The sequence below is a fragment of the Stenotrophomonas sp. STEN046 genome, assembly GCF_056759755.1.
In genome coordinates, this window is sequence record NZ_JBRRDR010000003.1 from 1 (window position 1) to 19,207 (window position 19,207).

The window sequence follows — 19,207 nt, forward strand, 5'->3', positions numbered from 1 at the left end:
GGGTGGAGGCTGGGCCCGAAGTTTTTACGGCGGGGGGTGGGGGAATGCCCCATACCCCCCGCTATATGTCCGCCCGCCGCAAGTCGGCCCGGCCGCGGGCCGGCAACCCCGCACGCCGGAGGCGGCATCACGCCGCCTCCGGGACCATGCCTCAGTACGGCACCCAGGCGTCACGCCAGGCGAAGCCGGTGCCCGGGCGGTAGGCATCGGCATTGATGTTGCACCATGCGCCGTGCGGGAACGGGCGGCAGGCGTAGAGCTTGCCGTCGGTACCCTTCACCACGGTCTCGCCCGGCTTGTAGCTGCCAAGGCCGGCCGGGTACACGAAGTCGTAGTCGCCGCTCGGCGGATCGACCGGATCGATCGGGCCCGGACCCGGCACCTGGGTTTCCAGCTGGAAGCGGTTGCCCGGCTTCAGGTACACGCGGTTGTCGGTAGCCGAGGCGACCGGCGTGATCACGCCGTTCTTCATCACACCCACGCGCGCGTGCTGTGCGCTGGCGTTGACCTTGCGGGCCAGGGCCAGCGGCCACTGCACCGGTGCGGTCTGGACAGCGGTCAGCTTGGTTTCCACGCGCTCCAGGTCGTTGCCGTTGGCATTGAACACGCGCAGGGTCACGGTGCTGTCCACCTCCAGTGCGCCATTGGCGGTCACCGCGCCGGCATCCTGCCACTGCGGCGGCGGAACCACGCCACCGCCACCTTCAAAGCGCACGTCCATGCAGGTGTAGAACGCCTCACCCGAATCCGAGCGCTGCCAGGTGTTGTAGATGATGTGCTGGCCACTGCGCTTGGGCAGCGGGCAGTCCAGTTTGTAGACACCGCCTTCGGACAGCGGCACGTTGCCCAGGGTGCAGAATTCCTGCAGGTCGGCCCAGCGCAGCGGGCTGCCCGGCTGCCAGCCGTCACGGGTGACGTAGAACTTCCACTCGCGGGTGGCGTGCGGCGCCGGGGCCAGGAATTCGAAGGTGTAGCGGCCACGCGAATCGGCGCGCATCGGCGTGGTTGGCCAGTCGCTGCGGTTCAGATCGAGGCCGCGGTACTTGGGGATGCTGGCGCTGCACAGCTCGCCATCACGCACCAGGTCGCGGTGGTTGCCATTGGCGTTGCCATGCGCGATCGCGCTCCAGTCATAGAACGGCTGCGCGCCGCCGATGGCCTTGGCCGCGGCACAGGCCGGGTTGGTCGGGTTTTCCGGATTGCCTTCGTGACACTGCTTCACGCGGCTGAGCGGCTTGGACATGGTGCCGTGGGCGAGGGCGCTGCCGGACAGGGCCAAGCCGGCGACGACGGACAGTGCGAGGACCGCCCGATGGGACAGATGCATGCAGGAATTCCTTTGCGAAGTGTGGGAAACCTCGCGCAGTCTCCACATGCAGGTGTACCGGCAACATCGGACAAGTTTTAAATCGATGGCTGCTTTTAAATCGATGGCTGCTGTGTTCGATCTGCAACACGATGCTCACTGTGCAGCCTTCCGGGCGGAAGGCGGTGCACTGTGCACCGCCTCCCGCATCACTGCCTCAGTACGTGATCCACGCATCACGCCAAGCCGCGCCTGCACCCGGCCGATAGGCTTCAGCGTTGACGTTGCACCATGCCCCTTCCGGGAACGGGCGGCAGGCATACAGTTTGCCATCGCCGCCCTTCACCACGGTCTGGCCCGGCACGTAACTGCCGATGCCGGCGGGGTACACGTGGTCGAAATCGCCGCCCGGTGACGGCGTGCCGGGGTCGGGCACCTGGGTGTCGAGCTGGAAGCGGTTGCCGTCCTTCAGGTACACGCGGTTGTCGGTGGCCGAAGCGGAGGGCGTGATCACGCCATTGTTGAGCACGCCCACACGTGCGTGCTGGGCGCTGGCATTGACCTTGCGGGCCAGCGCCAACGGCCATTGCGCGGCCGCGGTCTGGCCGCTGGCCAGGGTCGCTTCCACGCGTTCGACATCATTGCCGTTGGCATTGAACACGCGCAGTGCCAGGGTGGTGCCGACCGGCAACTCGCCGCGTGCGGTGACCGGGCCGGCGTCCTGCCACTGCGCTGCTGGCGGGGTGCTGCCGCCGCTTCCTTCAAAGCGCACGTCCATGCAGGTGTAGAACGCCTCGGTTGAATCGGCGCGCTGCCAGGTGTTGTAGATCACATGCGGGCCACTGCGCTGCGGCAGCGTGCACTGCAGCTTGTAGGTGCCATCGGCCGACAGCGGCGTATTGCCCAACGTGCAGAACTCCTGCAGGTCGGCCCAGCGCAGCGGGCTGCCCGGCTGCCAGCCGTCGCGGGTGACGAAGAAGCGCCAGTCGCGCGTGGCATGCGGTGCGGTGGCCTTGAATACGAAGGTGAACTTGCCGTTGGCGTCTGGCTGGATCGGTGTGGTCTGCCAGTCGCTGCGGTTCACATCCAGGCCGCGGAAGGTGGGGTTGTTGCCGCTGCACAGCTTGCCGTCGGGCACCACGGCCTGGTGGTTGCCATTGGCATTGGCCTGGTTGATGCCGTTCCAGTCATAGAACGCCTGCGATCCACCGACGGCCTTGGCCGCAGCGCAGGCCGGGTTGGTCGGGTTTTCCGGGTTGCCCTGGAAACAGGCATAGACGCGGCTGGCCGGGCTGATCATGGTGCCGTGCGCGGCTGCAGTGCCGGCAATACCGGCGCCGGCTCCGGCGCAGAGCGTGGCCAACAGTAGTGGGGTGTATCGCAGAGACATGGCGCATCCTTGTGGGTGTCGAGGGGAGCGGTGGCCACGGGTTCTGCGCTGCATCGCGCGCTGGACAGCGGCGGCACCGTGGCGAGTATCGAGCTGCGCCGCATGCTGGAAAACCGTGTTGATGCCGATCCGTGACTGCGTGTGTGAAGCCCTTCCCGCAGGCTTCACGCCACGCTGAACGAGCGCGTTGGCGGTCACGCCTGCAACGCGCCGGCGATCACGTTCGCGGCATCAGCACGGCGCGGTGCGCACCCGGTCCGCCTGGCAGGAAAAACAGCCATAACCGGCGTTGTGCAGCTGCACGAACGCCACGGCCGTATCGGCGAACAGACGGTCCAGCTGCTCGGCAACGCCCGCACCCTCGCAGACCTGCCCACCCAGCATCAGGTCTGCGCTGTCGTATGCGCGCAGCGAGATCAGGCGACGTTGCACGTAAGGCGGCACCGCGCCAGGCGGCAGCACGCAGCGCGTCGCTCCGCGCTGGATGAAGATGGGGCCTGAAGCGCGGTAGGGTGAGTGCGTCTGCAGATGCACATAGGGCAGCAGTAGCAGCTCTGCCCCGGGTGCCGCGTCGGTCAGGCTGATCCGGCACGGATAGCTTGCGCGGTCATCGGCGCGGCGGCGGACGATTCCCCTGGCGGACAGGATCCCGTCGCTGGCGTCGAAGAGGGGAAGGAAGCGTTGGTGGTCGATGCCGCTGAGGTGCCAGGTGTGCATGGGGAGTCTCCGGGGTCTGCACGCATTCTGGTTGCGCGTCCGCCGCGCTGCTCGCCGCTTCCCGCCATCAAGTTGGGCCGCGACAGGTCGCGCGTGCCACACCAGCACACGGGTGCCACAGCGTGCTGCAGCCGTGTGCTGGCAGGGGCCGCGACAGGCAGGTGGCGGTGCCGATGCCGGTCCAGCCCATCGGCCGGTCGCCGTCGGCGCCGGGGCCGTGTAAGTTGCTCATATCAGAGCGGCTACATCTGTCCGGTCACATCTGCCGCGACAACGCGTCAGAGTCGACAGGAACATTCCCAGGGGGAACACGCACGATGCAACGACACCATTCCAGGCGGGCCGGATTGCTGGCCGCCATGCTGATTGCCGGCTGCAGCGCACCGCCGCAGGCCGCAACCGAGGGCGCCGGAGATTCGCCCAGCCGCCACTACGGCCAGATCGACTTCCGTCCCTGCACGCTCACCACGGTCGGCGCCAGCGTCAACGTGGAAGCCCAGTGCGCCACCCTGCAGGTGCCCGAGGACAGGGCCCGGCCCGATGGCCGCCGCATTGACCTGCGCATTGCCTGGCTGGAATCGGGCAGCAGCGGCGCCAGCCAGCCGGACCCGGTGTTCTTCCTGGCCGGTGGCCCGGGCCAGGCGGCCAGCGAGGTGGCGGTGATCGTCGATACCGCCCTGCGCCAGGTGCGCAAGCAGCGCGATATCTTCCTGATTGACCAGCGCGGCACCGGCGGCTCCAACCCGCTCAGCTGCCTGGGCGCCGACGGCAAGGACCTGCCGATGGACGAAGAGGCTGCGCCCAGCGAGGCATTGCTGCGCGATTACGCCGAACGCTGCGCGGCGTCGCTGAAGGGGCACGCAGATCCACGCTTCTACACCACCAGCGAGGCCATCGCCGATCTGGACGCGGTGCGCCAGGCGCTGGGGGTCGCTACGGTCAATCTGATCGGCGGCTCCTATGGCACCCGCGTCGCCCAGCGCTACGCCCAGGCCTTCCCGCAGCACACACGCAGCATCGTGATCGACGGCGTGGTGCCGAACGACCTGGTGGTCGGCGGCGATTTCGCCAACACCTTCGACAACGCGATCACTCTGCAGTCCGAGCAGTGCCGCAAGGATGCCGTCTGCAGCAAGCGCTTCCCGACCGACACCCGCGAGCAGCTGCGCAGCGTGGTGGAAACCCTGCGACGTGCACCGGTCACGGTCGACTACCGGGATCCTGGTACCAACGCGCCGCGGCAGGACGTGTTGACCCCGGACAGTGTGGTCGGTCTGGCATTCGCCTTCTCCTACGTACCGCAGTACTCCTCGCTGTTGCCGCTGGTGCTGGATGAAGCCGCGCAGGGCCGCTATGCACCGCTGGCGTCGCTGGCGCGCGGAGCGACCCGCAGCATGGACTTCCAGATCAACCGCGGCATGCAGTGGTCGGTGATCTGCAGCGAAGATGCGCCGCGCTACCAGGCGCCGCCCGCGAGTCCCGGAAGCCTGGTGGGCCCGGAGGTGGCGCGTGCGTTCTTTGCCGCCTGCCCGGTATGGCCGCACAGGCCGGCGCCGGCTGCAGTGTCCACGCCGCTGAAGACGGATCTGCCGGTGCTGCTGCTGTCGGGCGAACTGGACCCGGTCACGCCGCCGCGCTATGCCGAGCAGGTACTGAAAGGGCTGCCGAATGGCCGCGCGCTGGTCGCACGCGGGCAGGGTCACGGCACCCTCAGCGCGGGCTGCATGCCGCGCCTGCTGGGTCAGTTCATCGACACCACCGATGCCAAGGCGCTGGATGCCGGCTGCCTGGACACGCTGAGCTACGTGCCGGCGTTCACCTCGTTCAATGGATGGGCCCCATGATCGTCGCCGACAACCTGCACAAGGCTTTCGACACCCGTACCGGTCGCATCCAGGCGGTGGCCAACGTCGGCTTCCGTGCCGAGGACGGCCGCATCACCGGCCTGCTGGGCCCCAATGGCGCCGGCAAGACCACCACCATGCGCATGCTCTATACGCTGATGACGCCGGATGAAGGCAGCATCACCGTCGATGGCATCGATGCGGCCCGCGATCCGGTTGAAGTGCGTCGCCACCTGGGCGTGCTGCCCGACGCACGTGGCGTCTACAAGCGGCTGACCGCGCGCGAGAACATCGCCTACTTCGGCGAACTGCATGGCCTGTCGGCCTCGCATATACGCGAACGTATCGAAGTGCTGTCACATGCATTGGACATGGCCGACATTCTTGACCGCCAGACCGATGGCTTCTCGCAGGGCCAGCGCACCAAGACCGCCATTGCCCGCGCGCTGGTGCACGACCCGCGCAATGTGATCCTGGACGAACCCACCAATGGCCTGGACGTGATGACCACCCGTGCGCTGCGCCGGTTCCTGCTGGGCCTGCGCGAAGAGGGGCGCTGCGTGATCCTGTCCAGCCACATCATGCAGGAGGTCGGTGCGCTGTGTGACCACATCGTCATCATCGCCAAGGGCACGGTGATGGCCGCCGGCAGCGCCGATGAGCTGCGTGCGCAGTCCGGTGAGCCGAACCTGGAGGATGCGTTCGTGAAACTGATCGGCAGCGAAGAGGGCCTGCACGCATGAAGATGATGTCGACCCTGATGACGGTGATGCGCAAGGAACTGCGTGATCTCTCGCGTGATCGCCGCACGCTGATGCTGACCCTGCTGTTTGGTCCACTGCTGTACCCGCTGCTGATCCTGGGCATGGGCAAGCTGGCCGAGAGCCGTGTGCGCACCCAGATCGAACAACCGCTGCAGATCCCGACCATCGGCGCCGAGAACGCGCCGAACCTGGTGCGTTTCCTGGCGGCGCAGGGGCTCAATACCGCGCCTGCACCGGCCGATCTGGCCGAAGCGATCCGCTCCCAGGACATCGACGTGGCCCTGCGCATCAGTACCGACTTCGGCAAGGACTGGGCCGATGGCAAGCCGGCGCTGGTGGAGGTGATCGCCGACAGCACCCGGCGTGCCGCCGAGGTGCCCAGCGCCCGCCTGCAGGCAGCGCTGGCGACCTACAACGGCCAGGTCGGTGCGTTGCGCCTGATGGCGCGTGGTGTCGATGCACAGGTGGCGCGACCGCTGGATGTGGCCAACCAGGACATGGCCAGTGCCGAAGCCAAGCGCGGCATGATGCTGTCGATGCTGCTGCCGGTGCTGTTGACGCTGACCTCGTTCATCGGTGGCGCCTACCTGGTCATGGATGCCACCGCCGGTGAGCGCGAGCGGCAGTCTCTGGAACCGCTGCTGGCGACCCCGGGTTCGCGCAGTGCCATCGTCAGCGGCAAGATCGCTGCGGCCTGCGTGGTGGGTTTCGCCTCGCTGCTGCTGACCCTGATCGCGTTCAAGGCCAGTGCGCAGATCGCGCCCGGCAATGTCGGGCGGCAGCTCAACATGAATGTCGGTTCGATGCTGCAGATGCTGCTGGTGATGGTGCCGATGCTGTTGATTGGCACCTCGCTGCTGACCTACCTGTCCGCGGCAGCCAAGAGCATGAAGGAAGCACAAAGCCACATGACCTGGCTGGTGCTGCTGCCGATGCTGCCCGGCTACGCGCTGATGGCCTACCCGGTGAAGAGCGAGCTGTGGCAGTACGCAGTGCCGTTCCTGTCGCAGAACCAGATGCTGCTGAAGGTGATCCGCCATGAGGTGATCAGCCCGACCATCTGGGCGATCTACCTCGGCGCCAGCCTGGGCCTGGCCGCCGTGCTGTGGTTCGCCGCCGTACGCCGCTACCACAACGAGCGCCTGGCCATCTCCGGCTGACTGTGGCGGCAGCGCCGGGCCATGCCCGGCGTACATGGAACGAGGCCCGGTCATTCCGGGCCTCTCTTTTGTGCGTTGCGCCGGCCTCGGCGAATGCATCATCCGCCGGCGTACCGCGCCGGCGTGACTCCCATCTCGCGCTTGAACACGGCAATGAAGGCGCTGGGCGTGTCGTAGCCCATCGACAGCGCGACGCTGATGACCGCTTCCCCGGCCAGTAGGCGTGGCAACGCCAGCAGCACGCGCAGGCGCTGCCGCCACTGGCTCAGCGACATCCCGGTTTCGGCCTGCCAATGGCGGGCCAGGCTGCGGCTGGACAGGCCGCTGGCGGTGGCCCAGTCCTCGACGGTGCGGGTGTCGTCTGGTGAACGAACCAGCGCGGCAGCGACCCGCCGCAGGCGTCGATCACGTGGTTGTGGCAGGGCCAGCGGCAGCGCCGTGCTGGTGGCGATCTCATCGGCGATCACCCCGGCCAGGCGCGCCTGCGCGGCATCCAATGCACGCTGTTGCCACTGCAGCGCCCGAATCACCGCGGCCTGCAGCAGCGGCACTGGCTGGAAAATGCGAGGGGCTGCAGGCAGCCCGGCACACGCCGCCGCGCTGAAGTAAAGGCTCCAGCCATCGAAGGCGCCGCTGCTGACCAGTGCATGCGGCAGCGAAGGCGGTATCCATGCCATATGGCCAGCGGGCAACAACCAGTGGAAATCGCCGGCCTCGATCCGCAGCAGTCCCCGGTGCGCGCCGAGCAGCTGCCCGCGGGCGTGCTGATGGCGCGCCGTCCGGCGCGGCACGGGCAGCCGCAGCTGCGCGGCAAGCAGGGCCGGGCCGTCGTCCGCATCGGCTGACGCAGGGGTGATCCAGCCGGTGAATGTCTGATCTGCCATATCGGTTGGCAGTTATACGGCAGAACGGTCGATGCCAGCCACCGACACTGGCCTGCCACTTCCCAGGAGTACGCCATGCAACCGCACGACATCCTTCCCGACCACCAGAACGATGTGCAGGTGAACGGCCTCACCGTGCGCAAGGGCAGCGTCGGTGCCTTTCTCGCCACCGTGCGGCAATGGCAGGACCCGGCCAGTGACGCCGGCATGCGTGCCGCCGCCGAAGCTGATCTGCGTGATCTGCTGCCCGGGCTGCACGCGCTGGGCCTGTTCCAGGTGCTGGGCGCACGTGATCCGGTGCTGCAACGGCTGATCGATAGCGCAGCCTGAAACGTACAAGGCCCGGATCGCTCCGGGCCCTGTGGGCAACAACAGCCGCCGGGCGTGGCCCGGCGCTACCCGCTCAGCCGCCCGGCGCGAACACCAGCGTACGGCGGGTGGTGACCGGGGCATTGACCGGCTCGAAGCGCCAGCGCTTGACCGCATTCAGCGCTTCGCGATCGAACACGCGCGACGGCGTCCCACGCAGCACGCGTGCGTTGGTGACCGAACCGTCCGTGCCAACGGTGATTTCCACCAGCACTTCGCCGGAGGTGCCCGAACGCAGTGCTTCGGCCGGATAGCGTGGGGCCGGCGTGCTGACCGGGCGCAGGCTCGGAGCCGCCGGAGTCGCCGCCTGGCGCGCGGCGCTGGCCTGCTGGGCAGCGGCCTGCTGCTGCTTCTGCTCGGCCTCGCGACGGGCTGCGGCCTGGCGCTCGGCTTCCTGGCGCACCGTATCCTGCTGTGCAGCGATCACCTTGGCCGCTTCGGCTTCCTTGGCGCGCTGTTCGGCCAGACGCTGCTGCTCGGCCAGCTGCTTGGTGCGGTCCTCGGCATCCTTCTTGACCTTCTCGGTCTCGTCCTCGGTGCGCTTGGCGGCCACCTGCACGCCCTTGGCCAGGCCTTCCTTCAGGCGCGGCAGGGCCGGTGCAGAGGCATCGACCTTCTCGATCAGGGCGACCAGACGCTGCGCTTCAGTGAAATCCTCGCGGCCCAGGTGCTGCTCGGCGGCGATCAGGGTGTAGGGCAGCAGGTCGGTCAGCGCGCTCTTGACCGACGCATCGTCCGGCGTCTTGTCGCGCAGTGCCAGGTAGTACTCGATCGCGTTGTCGCCGGCGGGGGCGTACATGCGGTTCTCGCGCAGGGCCTGGCTGGCCGATTCGCGCAGCTGTTCGGTGCCCATCGACTGCACTTTGGCAGCGACCGCAGGTGCGGCCGGTGTGGCGGCGGTGGTGGCGGCAGCCGAACCGGGTGCGGCGGCGGCCGGTGTTTCTTCCTTGCCCGAGCAGGCGGCCAGAGCCAATGCCAATGCAACCGGCATCCACCGGCGCCCGGCAGCGATCATTGCGACGTGCGACATCCTGCTCCCCTCTAAGAAGACGACGTTACGAAAAACGTAGTGGTGCCTGCCGGGACCGGAGGTCCGGGCGCGTTCGATGGCGTTTCCCGACGCCACCGCCGACAAAGGCGAGGGTGCAATCTAGCATCCCGGCAACGCCTGCGTACAAGGGCTGACGTGCCAGGCCGGTGGCGGCGGAGACTCCGCCACCGGCGTTGGGGTCAATGCGCGGCGGACTTGCCGTGGCCATCAGACTTGTCGTGGCTGCTGGACATCAGCTTGTCGGTCCAGGCAATGCCGATCGCCGACAGGATGAACACGCAGTGGATGATGGTCTGCCACAGCACGCCATCCGCGGTCAGCATCGAGCAGCGTGCCACGCCGATGTTGGCAGCGGCCACGCCCATCTGCTCCGGGGTGCACAGCGGGATGCCACCCAGTGCCCCGGTGGCGATGAACGTCTTCAACAGGTGGATCGAGGAGATGCCGATGATCGCCATCGCCAGCTTCACCTTCAGCACGCTGGCGTTGACGTGGCTCAGCCATTCCGGCTGGTCCGGGTGGCCTTCCAGGCGCAGGCGCGAGACAAAGGTCTCATAGCCGCCCACGATCACCATCACCAGCAGGTTGGAGATCATCACCACGTCGATCAGGCCCAGCACGATCAGCATGATCTGCTGCTCGCCCATCGAGGCCGAGTGGGAAATCAGGTGCCACAGTTCCTTGCCGAACAGGAACACGTAGACGCACTGCGCCACGATCAGGCCCAGGTACAGCGGCAGCTGCAACCAGCGCGAGGCGAAGATCAGGTTGGACAGCGGGGACAGCGGCGGTCGGTTTGCGCTCATGCGGAGGATGCTGCGTTTCGGGGGAGAGGCGAGGTTACCGGCCCGCCATGACGGTGCCAACCCAACTCTCGCACTAGACTTCAGGTTCCTTTCCGCACCCCGAGCCGCCGCCATGATCGACCTGTATTACTGGCCCACCCCGAACGGCCACAAAGTGACCCTGCTGCTGGAAGAAGCCGGTCTGGAATACCGCATCCACCCGGTCAACATCGGTTCGGGCGACCAGTTCAAGCCGGAATTCCTGGCCATTTCACCCAACAACAAGATGCCGGCGATCGTCGACCATGCCCCGGCCGACGGGGGCGCCCCGCAGAGCGTGTTCGAGTCCGGCGCGATCCTGCTGTACCTGGCCGAGAAGACCGGCCGCTTCCTGCCCAGCGACCCGCGCGGCCGCGTCACCACGCTGGAATGGCTGTTCTGGCAGATGGCCGGGCTGGGCCCGATGAGCGGCCAGATGGGGCATTTCAACGTCTACGCGCCGGAAAAGATCCCCTACGCCGTCGAGCGCTACGACAATGAAGTGCGTCGCCTGCATGGGGTGATGGACAAGCGCCTGGCCGAGCACGCCTTCCTGGCCGGCGACGACTACACCATCGCCGACATGGCCAGCTACCCGTGGATCGGTGCCTACGACAAGATCCCGGTCGATTTCGCCGCGTTCCCGCACCTCAAGCGCTGGCACCAGGCCATTGCCGACCGCCCCGCCACCCAGCGCGCCTATGCGCTGCGCACGCAGGTGAACCCGGACGCCGGCAAACCGCTCAGCGACGAAGAGCGCAAGCACCTGTTCGGCAAGCGCTGACCCAGTACGGTGGGTGCCGACCGTTGGTCGGCACTCCTTGCCGGCACTCCTTATGGGCAGAAGGTCATGCTGCCTTCCCGCACGGGCTTGGTTAGGATGGGGGACGACCGCCCCGCGTCCACCGGGGGCGGACCTGCCGTTTGCCGGGACCCTCCATGCGCCATCTGTTCGCTTCGCTCGCCCTCATGCTCGCTACCAGTACCGTCGCCCACGCTGAAAAACTCACCCTGGAAGCCATCACCGGCCCGCTGCCGCTGTCCGGCCCGACCCTGATGAAACCCAAGGTGGCCCCGGACGGTTCGCGCGTGACCTTCCTGCGCGGCAAGGACAGCGACCGCAACCAGCTGGACCTGTGGAGCTACGACATCGGCAGCGGCAAGACCCGCCTGCTGGTGGATTCGAAGATCGTGCTGCCCGGCACCGAAACCCTCAGCGATGAAGAGAAAGCCCGCCGCGAGCGCCAGCGCATCGCGGCGATGACCGGCATCGTCGATTACCAGTGGTCGCCCGACGCGCAGCGCCTGCTGTTCCCGCTGGGTGGCGAGCTGTACCTGTACGACCTCAGGCAGGAAGGCAAGGCCGCCGTGCGCCAGCTGACCCACGGCGAGGGCTTTGCCACCGATGCCAAGCTGTCGCCGAAGGGCGGCTTCGTCAGTTTCATCCGCGGCCGCAACCTGTGGGTGATCGACCTTGCCACGGGCAAGCAGGCGAAGCTGACCGGAGACGGCAGCGCGACCATCGGCAACGGTGTTGCCGAATTCGTTGCCGATGAAGAGATGGACCGCCACACCGGTTACTGGTGGGCGCCGGACGATTCGGCCATCGCCTATGCGCGCATCGATGAAAGCCCGGTGCCGGTGCAGAAGCGCTACGAGGTGTATGCCGACCGCACCGATGTGGTCGAGCAGCGTTACCCGGCAGCCGGCGATGCCAACGTGCAGGTGAAGCTGGGTGTCATCTCGCCGGTTGAACACGCACAGACGCACTGGATCGACCTCGGCGGGGAGGCGGACATCTACCTGGCCCGCGTCGACTGGCGCGATCCGCAGCACCTGAGTTTCCAGCGCCAGTCGCGCGACCAGAAGCAGCTGGACCTGGTCGAGGTCACCCTCGCCAGCAACACCCAGCGCGTCCTCGTCCACGAAACCAGCCCGACCTGGGTGCCGCTGCACAACAGCCTGCGCTTCCTTGCCGATGGCAGCGTGCTGTGGTCGTCCGAGCGCAGCGGTTTCGAGCACCTCTACCGCATCGACGGCAAGGGCAAGGCGACCGCGCTGACCCAGGGCAACTGGCCGGTGGATGAACTGCTGGCCGTCGATGAAGCGGCCGGCAAGGCCTACTTCCGCGCCGGCATCGACTCGGCGCGCGAAAGCCAGATTTACGCGGTGTCGCTGAAGGGCGGCCAGCCGCAGCGCCTGTCGAAGGCACCGGGCATGCACAGCGCCAGCTTTGCGCGCAATGCCAGTGTGTATGTCGATACCTGGTCCAACAGCGGCACGCCGCCGCAGATCGAGCTGTTCCGCGCCAATGGCGAGAAGATCGCCACCCTGCTCGAGAACGACCTGGCCGATCCCAAGCATCCCTATGCGCGCTACCGCGATGCACAGCGCCCGGTCGAGTTCGGCACGTTGATGGCTGCCGACGGCAAGACCGCGCTGAACTACAGCCTGGTCAAGCCGGCCGGTTTCGATCCGTCCAAGCGCTACCCGGTGGCGGTGTATGTGTACGGCGGTCCTGCCAGCCAGACCGTCACCGACAGCTGGCCCGGCCGCGGCGATCATCTGTTCAACCAGTACCTGGCCCAGCAGGGCTACGTGGTGTTCTCGCTGGACAACCGCGGTACCCCGCGCCGCGGCCGTGACTTCGGCGGCGCGCTGTACGGCAAGCAGGGCACGGTGGAAGTGGCCGACCAGCTGCGTGGTGTGGCATGGCTGAAGCAGCAGCCGTGGGTGGATCCGGCGCGCATCGGCGTGCAGGGCTGGTCCAACGGCGGTTACATGACCCTGATGCTGCTGGCCAAGGCGTCGGACAGCTACGCCTGCGGCGTGGCCGGCGCACCGGTCACCGACTGGGGCCTGTACGACAGCCACTACACCGAACGCTACATGGACCTGCCCAAGCGCAACGATGCCGGCTACCGCGAAGCGCGCGTGCTGACCCACATCGAGGGCCTGCGCTCGCCGCTGCTGCTGATCCACGGCATGGCCGACGACAACGTGCTGTTCACCAACTCGACCAGCCTGATGAGCGCGCTGCAGAAGCGTGGACAGCCGTTCGAACTGATGACCTATCCGGGTGCCAAGCACGGCTTGTCCGGTGCTGATGCGCTGCATCGCTACCGGGTTGCCGAAGCCTTCCTTGGACGTTGCCTGAAGCCCTGATCGCCCCACGGGAAGGAGCCCGCCGATGACACTGCCACCGCCGATTCCAGGTTCCTGCGCATCATCGTCCAGCTGGTGGTGCCGGCATTGGCGGTGGGCGATGCCGCTGGCCGTTGTGCTGTCCCTGGCCGTGCTGGGCAGCACCATCGCCTGGAGCGTGCTGCGCTGGACCGATGCGGCACACGGCAGCGCACCCATGCGCGAAGCCATGCGTCGTGCCGGTTGCAGCGTCGAGCTGGTGCAGGTGTTCGGTGAACCCCTGCAGGCCGGTGCACTGCCGCTGGGCAGCATGCAGACCGCCTTCAACGGCCAGCGCGATGTCGGCCTCACCGTGAGCCTGGAAGGCCCGCACGCACAGGGACGGCTGTTCGTGCAGGGCACCCAGCGCGACCACGTGTGGGATTACCCGGTGATGTACGTGCTGGCCGATGACAAGCAGACCTTCGACCTGAGCGAGCTGGACGATGCGGAGGCGGCAGGCGAGTGCGAACTGCAGGCCTGCCGTGCGCGTGGGGAATGCGCGTTGACCGCCGCGCTGTGACCTCCGGCCGATTGTCGCCACCGCCCTGAGCGCGTAAGTTGCGGGACAACCCTGTCCTGGAGTGCTTCATGAAGCCGATCGCGCTGGCCGTCGCCCTGGCCCTGACCGCTGCCCCGCTGTTGTCAGCCCCTCCGGCCCTTGCCGCACCGACGGCCAAGTCGGCCACCCCGGCCAGTCCGGCCTGGGTCGCCCGCAGCAATGCGCTGGCGCAGATCCTGCTCGATGCTCAGGGCCCGTTCCAGCCGGAGGAAACCGGCTTCTTCGGTGTGCCCGGCTACGACGACAAGGTGGCCGACCTCGGCCCGGACAATGACGCGCGGTATCGCGCGGCGATGGCCAAGGCGCGCGATGAACTGAAGACCAGGCTGGCCACCGAAAAGGATCCCAACGTCCGCCAGGACCTGGCGATCATGATCGCCGCCGCCAACCAGAACATCGAAGGCAGCGAGCTCAACCAGAAGTACCTGCTGCCGTGGCGCGACGCGCCGCAGACGGTGTTCAGCGGCCTCAACCTGCTGCTGTCCGACCAGGTGCCGGCCGAGCGCCGGGCCAAGGCGGTCGATCGCCTCAAGGCCTATGCCGGCCTGCAGCCGGGCGGCACCGCTTTCACCACGCTGGCCCGCCAGCGCTACGAGGAACGGCTGAAGGACACCACGCTGCTGCAGCCGACCAGGATCGAAGTGCAGCAATCGCTGGACAACGTCGAGACCTACATCACCGGCATCGAGTCGCTGCTGAAGAAGTACCAGGTCGCCGGTGCCGACGACGCGATGAAGGCGCTTGCCGGGCAGATGAAGGACTATGCCGCCTGGACCCGCAAGGAGGTGCTGCCGAAGGCACGTGCCGATGCGCGCCTGCCGGCGCCGCTGTATGCGTACCAGCTCAAGCAGGTCGGCATCGACATCGACCCGAAGCTGCTGATGCAGCGCGCGCAGCTGGAATTCATGGAAACCCGTTCGGCGATGCGCCAGCTGGCGCCGCTGGTGGCCAAGGACAAGGGCCTGAAGCTCAGCGACCCGAGCGACCCGGTGGCGGTGATCCGCGCGCTGAAGGGCGACAAGATCGCCAATGACCAGCTGGAAGGGCACTACCGCAAGGTGATCGATGCGATCGACCCGCTGATCCGCGAGCACCGCATCGTCGATGTGCCGCAGCGCGCGATGCAGATGCGCCTGGGCTCTGCCGCCGAGAGCGCGGCCAGCCCAGCACCGCACTTCCTGCCGGCGCCGCTGGTCAACAACACCGGGCAGCAGGGCACGTTCGTGCTGCCGCTGGGGAATCCGGCCGCCGGTGAGGGTGCGCAGTACGACGATTTCAATTTCGGTGCGGCGGCGTGGACGCTGAGTGCGCATGAAGGCCGTCCGGGCCACGAACTGCAGTTCACCGCGATGGTCGAGCGCGGCATTTCGCTGGCCCGCACCATGTTCGCGTTCAATTCGGTGAACGTGGAAGGCTGGGCGCTGTATGCCGAAGCCGAGATGGTGCCCTACGAACCGCTGGACGGTCAGATGATCGCGCTGCAGTTCCGCCTGCTGCGTGCTGCCCGCGCGATGCTCGACCCGATGCTCAACCTGGGCCTGACCGATCGCGCCAATGCCGAGCGCGTGCTGATCGAACAGGTTGGTCTTTCCAAGGCGATGGCCACCCAGGAGCTGGACCGCTACATGGTGCGCATGCCGGGCCAGGCCGGCAGCTATTTCTACGGCTATACCCGCATCCTGGAACTGCGCATGCAGACCGAGCTGGCACTGGGCGCGAAGTTCGACCGCCTGGCGTTCAACAACTTCCTGCTGGATCAGGGCCTGCTGCCGCCGGACCAGTTGGCCGAAGCGGTGAACAAGGTGTTCGTGCCGAAGTACCGGTAGCACCGGGCCATGCCCGGCGCTTCCCGCCTCGACGCACGCGCGTCAGCGTTGCGGGGTGATCGTCTGCGTCGGCAGGCGTGCCGGCGGCTCCGGGTTGGGCACCCAGATCGCCACACCGGCCGCGCGCTTCTGCGTGGTCGGTATGCCGATGCCCACGCCACCGCCCACGTGCGATCCGTAGCTGCCTGCACCGACCGACATGCCGACCGGTGAACCGCTGCTGCCAACGCCCATCAGGATCACACCGTTGGCGCCCAGCGCAGCGGCCTCGCGCTTGAGCCGGGCCACCGCCGCATCCGTCTGGCCCTGCGTGCCAAAGCCCACGGCCGAGGACGATTCCAGCTGGGCGATTTCCTGCGAGCCCGCCGGCGGTGTCGAATAGATCTGCACCTGGGCCGGATCGATCGGCGCGCGGGCGCGGCCCAGCATGACCTTGGAGGTGCTGGCACAACCGGCAGCGGCCAGCAGCATGGCCGCCAAGGCGACCCAACGGATGTTCATGGCGTGTACCCCTGTAGGACTGGTTCGGATCATCGACCGGGCACTCTGAATCGGCGCCAACATCGGCCCTCGACCCATGGCCGCACGCTAGCACGGCGCCGGTGAGGCTGTCGGCAATGGCGGTAGGCGACGCTGCCGGGACCGGCTATGGTGGCAGGCAGGGCAAACCACCGGAGCACGGCATGGGTGTGATCAGTCTGTTATGGGGCGTACTGGCGCTGTTGTGGATGATCCTGGCGCTGATCCCGCTGCTGGGATGGGGCAACTGGTTCCTGATCCCGTTTGCTGCAGTCGGCGCGATCATCGGCGCGCTGGGCATCCTGTTCACCCACCCCAGCAGGCGCGGCCGCGCCTGGACCGGGTTGATCCTGAACGGCATCGTGGTGGTGGTCGGCATCCTGCGGCTGGGACTCGGTGGCGGGGTGATCTGACAACCCGCACCGGGTGCGACAGGGCGTCGCAGGAGCAGGGCCGGCGGCCGGGCAGGGGAGTACAATGAACGGCTGCGCGAGCCCCCCGCGTGCCTGCAAAACCGCGTGCGCCGCGGCTGTCCGATGATAATCCGTTCCCGTCCCCACGGCTGGCAACTTCTCTACATCCTGCGTGGCTCCATCGTTCCGGCCATTGCGCCGAAGGTGCTGGCCATCCTGGTGCTGTCCATCGCCGTGGCGGCGGTGGTGGAACTGGCCCGGCCGCCTGGCATCGAGCGTGTTTCGGTTGTTCCGTTCACCCTGCTCGGCCTGGTCCTGTCGATCTTCCTCAGCTTCCGCAACAGCGCCTGCTATGACCGCTGGTGGGAAGGCCGCAAGCTGTGGGGCCAGCTGATCTATGAGTCGCGCTCGCTGGCGCGCCAGATACACCTGTTGCTGGCAGACGACAGTGGCCGCCGCCGCCGCATCGCCTATCTCACCACCGCCTTTGCCTACGCGCTGGCCGCGCGACTGCGCGGACGCATCGTCGCGCTGGTGGCGCTGCCCTGGCTGGACAAGGCGCAGCGCGAACAACTGGGCGAGCGCGAGAACGTGCCCGACGCCCTGCTGGCGATGATCGCCGCCGAGCTGGCGCAGGCGCTGCGCAGCGGCGAGCTGGACCCGATCCTGTATGCCCAGCTGGAAGATCGCCTGCACGCGATGTCCTCCATTCAGGCCGGCTGCGAGCGCATCCTCAGCACGCCGCTGCCATTTGCCTACACCCTGCTGCTGCACCGCTGCGCATGGATGTTCTGCGTGCTGCTGCCGTTTGGCCTGGCCAGTTCGCTGGGCTGGGCCACGCCGGTGCTGTCGGCGGTGCTGGCGTATGCCTTCTTCGGCCTGGACCAGCTGGGCGAGGAAATGGAAGAGCCTTTCGGGCTGGAGCCGAATGATCTGCCGCTGGACGCGATGGTACGTACCATCGAGATCGACCAGCTCGACGCCCTGGGCGAACGCCCGTTGCCCGAACCCCTGCTGCCGCAGGGTTACCTGCTGCAATAGCCACTCCCCGGAGCCTGCCATGCATCACCCCCATTACCGCCCGCGGCGCATGCGCCATGACGAATTCTCGCGCCGCCTGATGCGTGAGAACACACTGACCACCGATGACCTCATCTACCCGGTGTTCGTGCACGAACCCGCCGGTCGCGTGGCGGTGCCGTCGATGCCGGGCGTGGAACGGTTGTCGATCGAAGAACTGCTGAAGGTGGCCGAAGAAGCGCTGGAGCTGGGCATCCCGGTGATCGACCTGTTCCCGGTGCTGGATGCCTCGCAGAAGTCGCTGGACGCCGCGGCGGCGTGGTCGGAGGACGGCCTGGCGCAGCGTGCGATCCGCGCGCTGAAGTCGCGCTTCCCGGAGCTGGGGGTGATGACCGACGTCGCCCTGGACCCCTACACCACCCACGGCCAGGACGGCATCATCGATGACAAGGGCTACGTGCTCAACGACATCACCGTCGAAGCGCTGGTGAAGCAGTCGCTGTCGCATGCCGAAGCAGGCGCGGACATCATTTCGCCCTCGGACATGATGGATGGCCGCATCGGCGCGATCCGCCGCGCGCTGGACGCCGACCACCACCTCAACGTGCGCATCATGGCCTACTCGGCCAAGTACGCCTCGGCGTTCTACGGCCCGTTCCGTGATGCCGTGGGCAGCGCCGCCAGCCTCGGCAAGGCCGACAAGAAGACCTACCAGATGGACCCGGCCAACGGTGACGAGGCGATGCGCGAGATCGCCCTGGACCTGGAAGAAGGCGCGGACATGGTGATGGTCAAGCCGGGCATGCCGTACCTGGACCTGGTGCGCCGGGTGAAGGAAACCTTCGGCGTGCCGACCTTTGCCTACCAGGTCAGCGGCGAGTACGCGATGATGAAGGCGGCCTTCGCCAACGGCTGGCTGGACGAACGTTCCTGCGTGCTGGAATCGCTGCTGGGCTTCAAGCGTGCCGGCGCCGATGGCGTGCTGACCTATTTCGCGCCGCAGGTGGCGCGTTGGCTGCGCGAGCGCTGACAATAGCGCCCACGACGGACGGAGGAACACGCGATGGGACCCGAAATGGGCTGGATGCAATGGTTGATCTGGGGCACCGGCACGCTGGTGTTCGGCGCCATCATCGTCGGCGTGTTCGTTGCGGCGTGGCGGGCGTCACGGCGTCCGCCCGAGCAGCTGTCGGCGGCTGCCCGCGTCGCCCGTGAGCAGGCGCTGCCGGAAAGCGTGCAGTCGGAACTGGCGGCGCTGAACCGGCGCAAGGACAGTGGCCAGCTGAGCGAAGTGGACTACGAGCAGCAGCGCACGAAGGTGTTGTCGCGCTGACGGCGATCGCCCGGAAGCGGGCCATCCACGCATGGCGTGGCT

General features: G+C 67.4%; 19 protein-coding genes. 12 read left to right on the top strand and 7 right to left on the bottom strand.

Going from position 1 to position 19,207, the window contains the following annotated elements:
- Positions 1-151 precede the first annotated feature (151 nt).
- From ACVOLJ_RS02310 to ACVOLJ_RS02320, 3 genes are all read right to left on the bottom strand, one after another.
- The gene (locus tag ACVOLJ_RS02310; protein ID WP_481563356.1) at positions 152-1,327 is read right to left on the bottom strand and encodes a lytic polysaccharide monooxygenase; all 1,176 of its coding nucleotides are present in this window, start codon (positions 1,325-1,327) and stop codon (positions 152-154) included.
- Positions 1,328-1,523: 196 nt separating this feature from the next.
- Positions 1,524-2,696, bottom strand: coding sequence for a lytic polysaccharide monooxygenase (locus ACVOLJ_RS02315; RefSeq protein ID WP_481563357.1), 1,173 nt, complete (start codon positions 2,694-2,696; stop codon positions 1,524-1,526).
- Between the two features lie 231 nt (positions 2,697-2,927).
- Positions 2,928-3,413, bottom strand: coding sequence for a DUF1203 domain-containing protein (locus tag ACVOLJ_RS02320; protein WP_481563358.1), 486 nt, complete (start codon positions 3,411-3,413; stop codon positions 2,928-2,930).
- A 317-nt stretch (positions 3,414-3,730) separates the two neighbouring features.
- On the opposite strand from ACVOLJ_RS02320, the gene ACVOLJ_RS02325 reads away from it, so the two are divergent.
- The 3 genes from ACVOLJ_RS02325 to ACVOLJ_RS02335 are packed head-to-tail and all read left to right on the top strand — an operon-like array spanning position 3,731 to position 7,181.
- Complete coding sequence (locus ACVOLJ_RS02325; protein ID WP_481563359.1) at positions 3,731-5,257, top strand: alpha/beta hydrolase; 1,527 nt, start codon at positions 3,731-3,733, stop codon at positions 5,255-5,257.
- Positions 5,254-6,000 (top strand): ABC transporter ATP-binding protein, encoded by a 747-nt coding sequence (locus ACVOLJ_RS02330; protein WP_475280775.1) that lies wholly within the window; start codon positions 5,254-5,256, stop codon positions 5,998-6,000. The genes ACVOLJ_RS02325 and ACVOLJ_RS02330 overlap by 4 nt, the downstream gene beginning before the upstream one ends.
- The gene (locus ACVOLJ_RS02335) at positions 5,997-7,181 is read left to right on the top strand and encodes an ABC transporter permease (RefSeq protein WP_475280776.1); all 1,185 of its coding nucleotides are present in this window, start codon (positions 5,997-5,999) and stop codon (positions 7,179-7,181) included. Before ACVOLJ_RS02330 ends, ACVOLJ_RS02335 begins: the two co-directional genes overlap by 4 nt.
- Positions 7,182-7,279: 98 nt before the next feature.
- Here ACVOLJ_RS02335 and ACVOLJ_RS02340 read toward each other — a convergent pair whose 3' ends face one another.
- A complete protein-coding gene (locus tag ACVOLJ_RS02340; RefSeq protein ID WP_475280777.1) occupies positions 7,280-8,065 on the bottom strand; it encodes an AraC family transcriptional regulator in 786 nt (261 codons plus the stop codon).
- Between the two features lie 75 nt (positions 8,066-8,140).
- Here ACVOLJ_RS02340 and ACVOLJ_RS02345 point away from each other — a divergent pair, with 75 nt between their 5' ends.
- On the top strand, positions 8,141-8,395 hold the full coding sequence (locus ACVOLJ_RS02345; protein ID WP_475280778.1) for a hypothetical protein: 255 nt from the start codon (positions 8,141-8,143) through the stop codon (positions 8,393-8,395).
- A 73-nt stretch (positions 8,396-8,468) separates the two neighbouring features.
- On the opposite strand, the gene ACVOLJ_RS02350 is transcribed toward ACVOLJ_RS02345, so the two are convergent.
- On the bottom strand, positions 8,469-9,464 hold the full coding sequence (locus ACVOLJ_RS02350; protein ID WP_475280779.1) for an energy transducer TonB: 996 nt from the start codon (positions 9,462-9,464) through the stop codon (positions 8,469-8,471).
- Positions 9,465-9,664: 200 nt separating this feature from the next.
- Positions 9,665-10,291, bottom strand: coding sequence for a TIGR00645 family protein (locus tag ACVOLJ_RS02355; RefSeq protein ID WP_481563360.1), 627 nt, complete (start codon positions 10,289-10,291; stop codon positions 9,665-9,667).
- 112 nt (positions 10,292-10,403) lie between these two features.
- Here ACVOLJ_RS02355 and ACVOLJ_RS02360 point away from each other — a divergent pair, with 112 nt between their 5' ends.
- The 4 genes from ACVOLJ_RS02360 (at position 10,404) to ACVOLJ_RS02375 (ending at position 15,880) form a co-directional block, all read left to right on the top strand.
- Positions 10,404-11,093, top strand: a complete 690-nt coding sequence (locus ACVOLJ_RS02360; RefSeq protein ID WP_475280781.1) for a glutathione binding-like protein — start codon at positions 10,404-10,406, stop codon at positions 11,091-11,093.
- Between the two features lie 155 nt (positions 11,094-11,248).
- The gene (locus ACVOLJ_RS02365; protein WP_481563361.1) at positions 11,249-13,474 is read left to right on the top strand and encodes a S9 family peptidase; all 2,226 of its coding nucleotides are present in this window, start codon (positions 11,249-11,251) and stop codon (positions 13,472-13,474) included.
- A gap of 100 nt (positions 13,475-13,574) precedes the next feature.
- Positions 13,575-14,015: a cytochrome c oxidase assembly factor Coa1 family protein gene (locus ACVOLJ_RS02370; protein ID WP_475280783.1), complete on the top strand. Its 441-nt coding sequence runs from the start codon at positions 13,575-13,577 to the stop codon at positions 14,013-14,015.
- A 68-nt stretch (positions 14,016-14,083) separates the two neighbouring features.
- Positions 14,084-15,880, top strand: coding sequence for a DUF885 domain-containing protein (locus ACVOLJ_RS02375; protein ID WP_475280784.1), 1,797 nt, complete (start codon positions 14,084-14,086; stop codon positions 15,878-15,880).
- A 42-nt stretch (positions 15,881-15,922) separates the two neighbouring features.
- Here ACVOLJ_RS02375 and ACVOLJ_RS02380 read toward each other — a convergent pair whose 3' ends face one another.
- Complete coding sequence (locus ACVOLJ_RS02380) at positions 15,923-16,381, bottom strand: hypothetical protein (protein ID WP_475280785.1); 459 nt, start codon at positions 16,379-16,381, stop codon at positions 15,923-15,925.
- Positions 16,382-16,563: 182 nt separating this feature from the next.
- On the opposite strand from ACVOLJ_RS02380, the gene ACVOLJ_RS02385 reads away from it, so the two are divergent.
- The 4 genes from ACVOLJ_RS02385 to ACVOLJ_RS02400 all read left to right on the top strand — a co-directional run bounded on the left by ACVOLJ_RS02385 (position 16,564) and on the right by ACVOLJ_RS02400 (position 19,165).
- Complete coding sequence (locus ACVOLJ_RS02385) at positions 16,564-16,812, top strand: hypothetical protein (protein WP_475280786.1); 249 nt, start codon at positions 16,564-16,566, stop codon at positions 16,810-16,812.
- Between the two features lie 123 nt (positions 16,813-16,935).
- A complete protein-coding gene (locus ACVOLJ_RS02390) occupies positions 16,936-17,853 on the top strand; it encodes a bestrophin family protein (protein ID WP_475280787.1) in 918 nt (305 codons plus the stop codon).
- 19 nt (positions 17,854-17,872) lie between these two features.
- Positions 17,873-18,862, top strand: coding sequence for a porphobilinogen synthase (hemB, locus tag ACVOLJ_RS02395; RefSeq protein WP_475280788.1), 990 nt, complete (start codon positions 17,873-17,875; stop codon positions 18,860-18,862).
- A gap of 33 nt (positions 18,863-18,895) precedes the next feature.
- Positions 18,896-19,165 carry a gas vesicle protein GvpG gene (locus ACVOLJ_RS02400; RefSeq protein ID WP_481563362.1) on the top strand — a complete coding sequence of 90 codons (270 nt, stop codon included), beginning with the start codon at positions 18,896-18,898 and terminating at the stop codon, positions 19,163-19,165.
- The last annotated feature ends 42 nt before the right edge of the window (positions 19,166-19,207 follow it).

Bases quoted from the DNA above. Each gene is read 5' to 3' on its own strand.
- ACVOLJ_RS02310 (WP_481563356.1), bottom strand. From the start codon at position 1,327: ATGCATCTGTCCCATCGGGCGGTCCTCGCACTGTCCGTCGTCGCCGGC.
- ACVOLJ_RS02315 (WP_481563357.1), bottom strand. From the start codon at position 2,696: ATGTCTCTGCGATACACCCCACTACTGTTGGCCACGCTCTGCGCCGGA.
- ACVOLJ_RS02320 (WP_481563358.1), bottom strand. From the start codon at position 3,413: ATGCACACCTGGCACCTCAGCGGCATCGACCACCAACGCTTCCTTCCC.
- ACVOLJ_RS02325 (WP_481563359.1), top strand. From the start codon at position 3,731: ATGCAACGACACCATTCCAGGCGGGCCGGATTGCTGGCCGCCATGCTG.
- ACVOLJ_RS02330 (WP_475280775.1), top strand. From the start codon at position 5,254: ATGATCGTCGCCGACAACCTGCACAAGGCTTTCGACACCCGTACCGGT.
- ACVOLJ_RS02335 (WP_475280776.1), top strand. From the start codon at position 5,997: ATGAAGATGATGTCGACCCTGATGACGGTGATGCGCAAGGAACTGCGT.
- ACVOLJ_RS02340 (WP_475280777.1), bottom strand. From the start codon at position 8,065: ATGGCAGATCAGACATTCACCGGCTGGATCACCCCTGCGTCAGCCGAT.
- ACVOLJ_RS02345 (WP_475280778.1), top strand. From the start codon at position 8,141: ATGCAACCGCACGACATCCTTCCCGACCACCAGAACGATGTGCAGGTG.
- ACVOLJ_RS02350 (WP_475280779.1), bottom strand. From the start codon at position 9,464: ATGTCGCACGTCGCAATGATCGCTGCCGGGCGCCGGTGGATGCCGGTT.
- ACVOLJ_RS02355 (WP_481563360.1), bottom strand. From the start codon at position 10,291: ATGAGCGCAAACCGACCGCCGCTGTCCCCGCTGTCCAACCTGATCTTC.
- ACVOLJ_RS02360 (WP_475280781.1), top strand. From the start codon at position 10,404: ATGATCGACCTGTATTACTGGCCCACCCCGAACGGCCACAAAGTGACC.
- ACVOLJ_RS02365 (WP_481563361.1), top strand. From the start codon at position 11,249: ATGCGCCATCTGTTCGCTTCGCTCGCCCTCATGCTCGCTACCAGTACC.
- ACVOLJ_RS02370 (WP_475280783.1), top strand. From the start codon at position 13,575: ATGCCGCTGGCCGTTGTGCTGTCCCTGGCCGTGCTGGGCAGCACCATC.
- ACVOLJ_RS02375 (WP_475280784.1), top strand. From the start codon at position 14,084: ATGAAGCCGATCGCGCTGGCCGTCGCCCTGGCCCTGACCGCTGCCCCG.
- ACVOLJ_RS02380 (WP_475280785.1), bottom strand. From the start codon at position 16,381: ATGAACATCCGTTGGGTCGCCTTGGCGGCCATGCTGCTGGCCGCTGCC.
- ACVOLJ_RS02385 (WP_475280786.1), top strand. From the start codon at position 16,564: ATGGGTGTGATCAGTCTGTTATGGGGCGTACTGGCGCTGTTGTGGATG.
- ACVOLJ_RS02390 (WP_475280787.1), top strand. From the start codon at position 16,936: ATGATAATCCGTTCCCGTCCCCACGGCTGGCAACTTCTCTACATCCTG.
- hemB (WP_475280788.1), top strand. From the start codon at position 17,873: ATGCATCACCCCCATTACCGCCCGCGGCGCATGCGCCATGACGAATTC.
- ACVOLJ_RS02400 (WP_481563362.1), top strand. From the start codon at position 18,896: ATGGGACCCGAAATGGGCTGGATGCAATGGTTGATCTGGGGCACCGGC.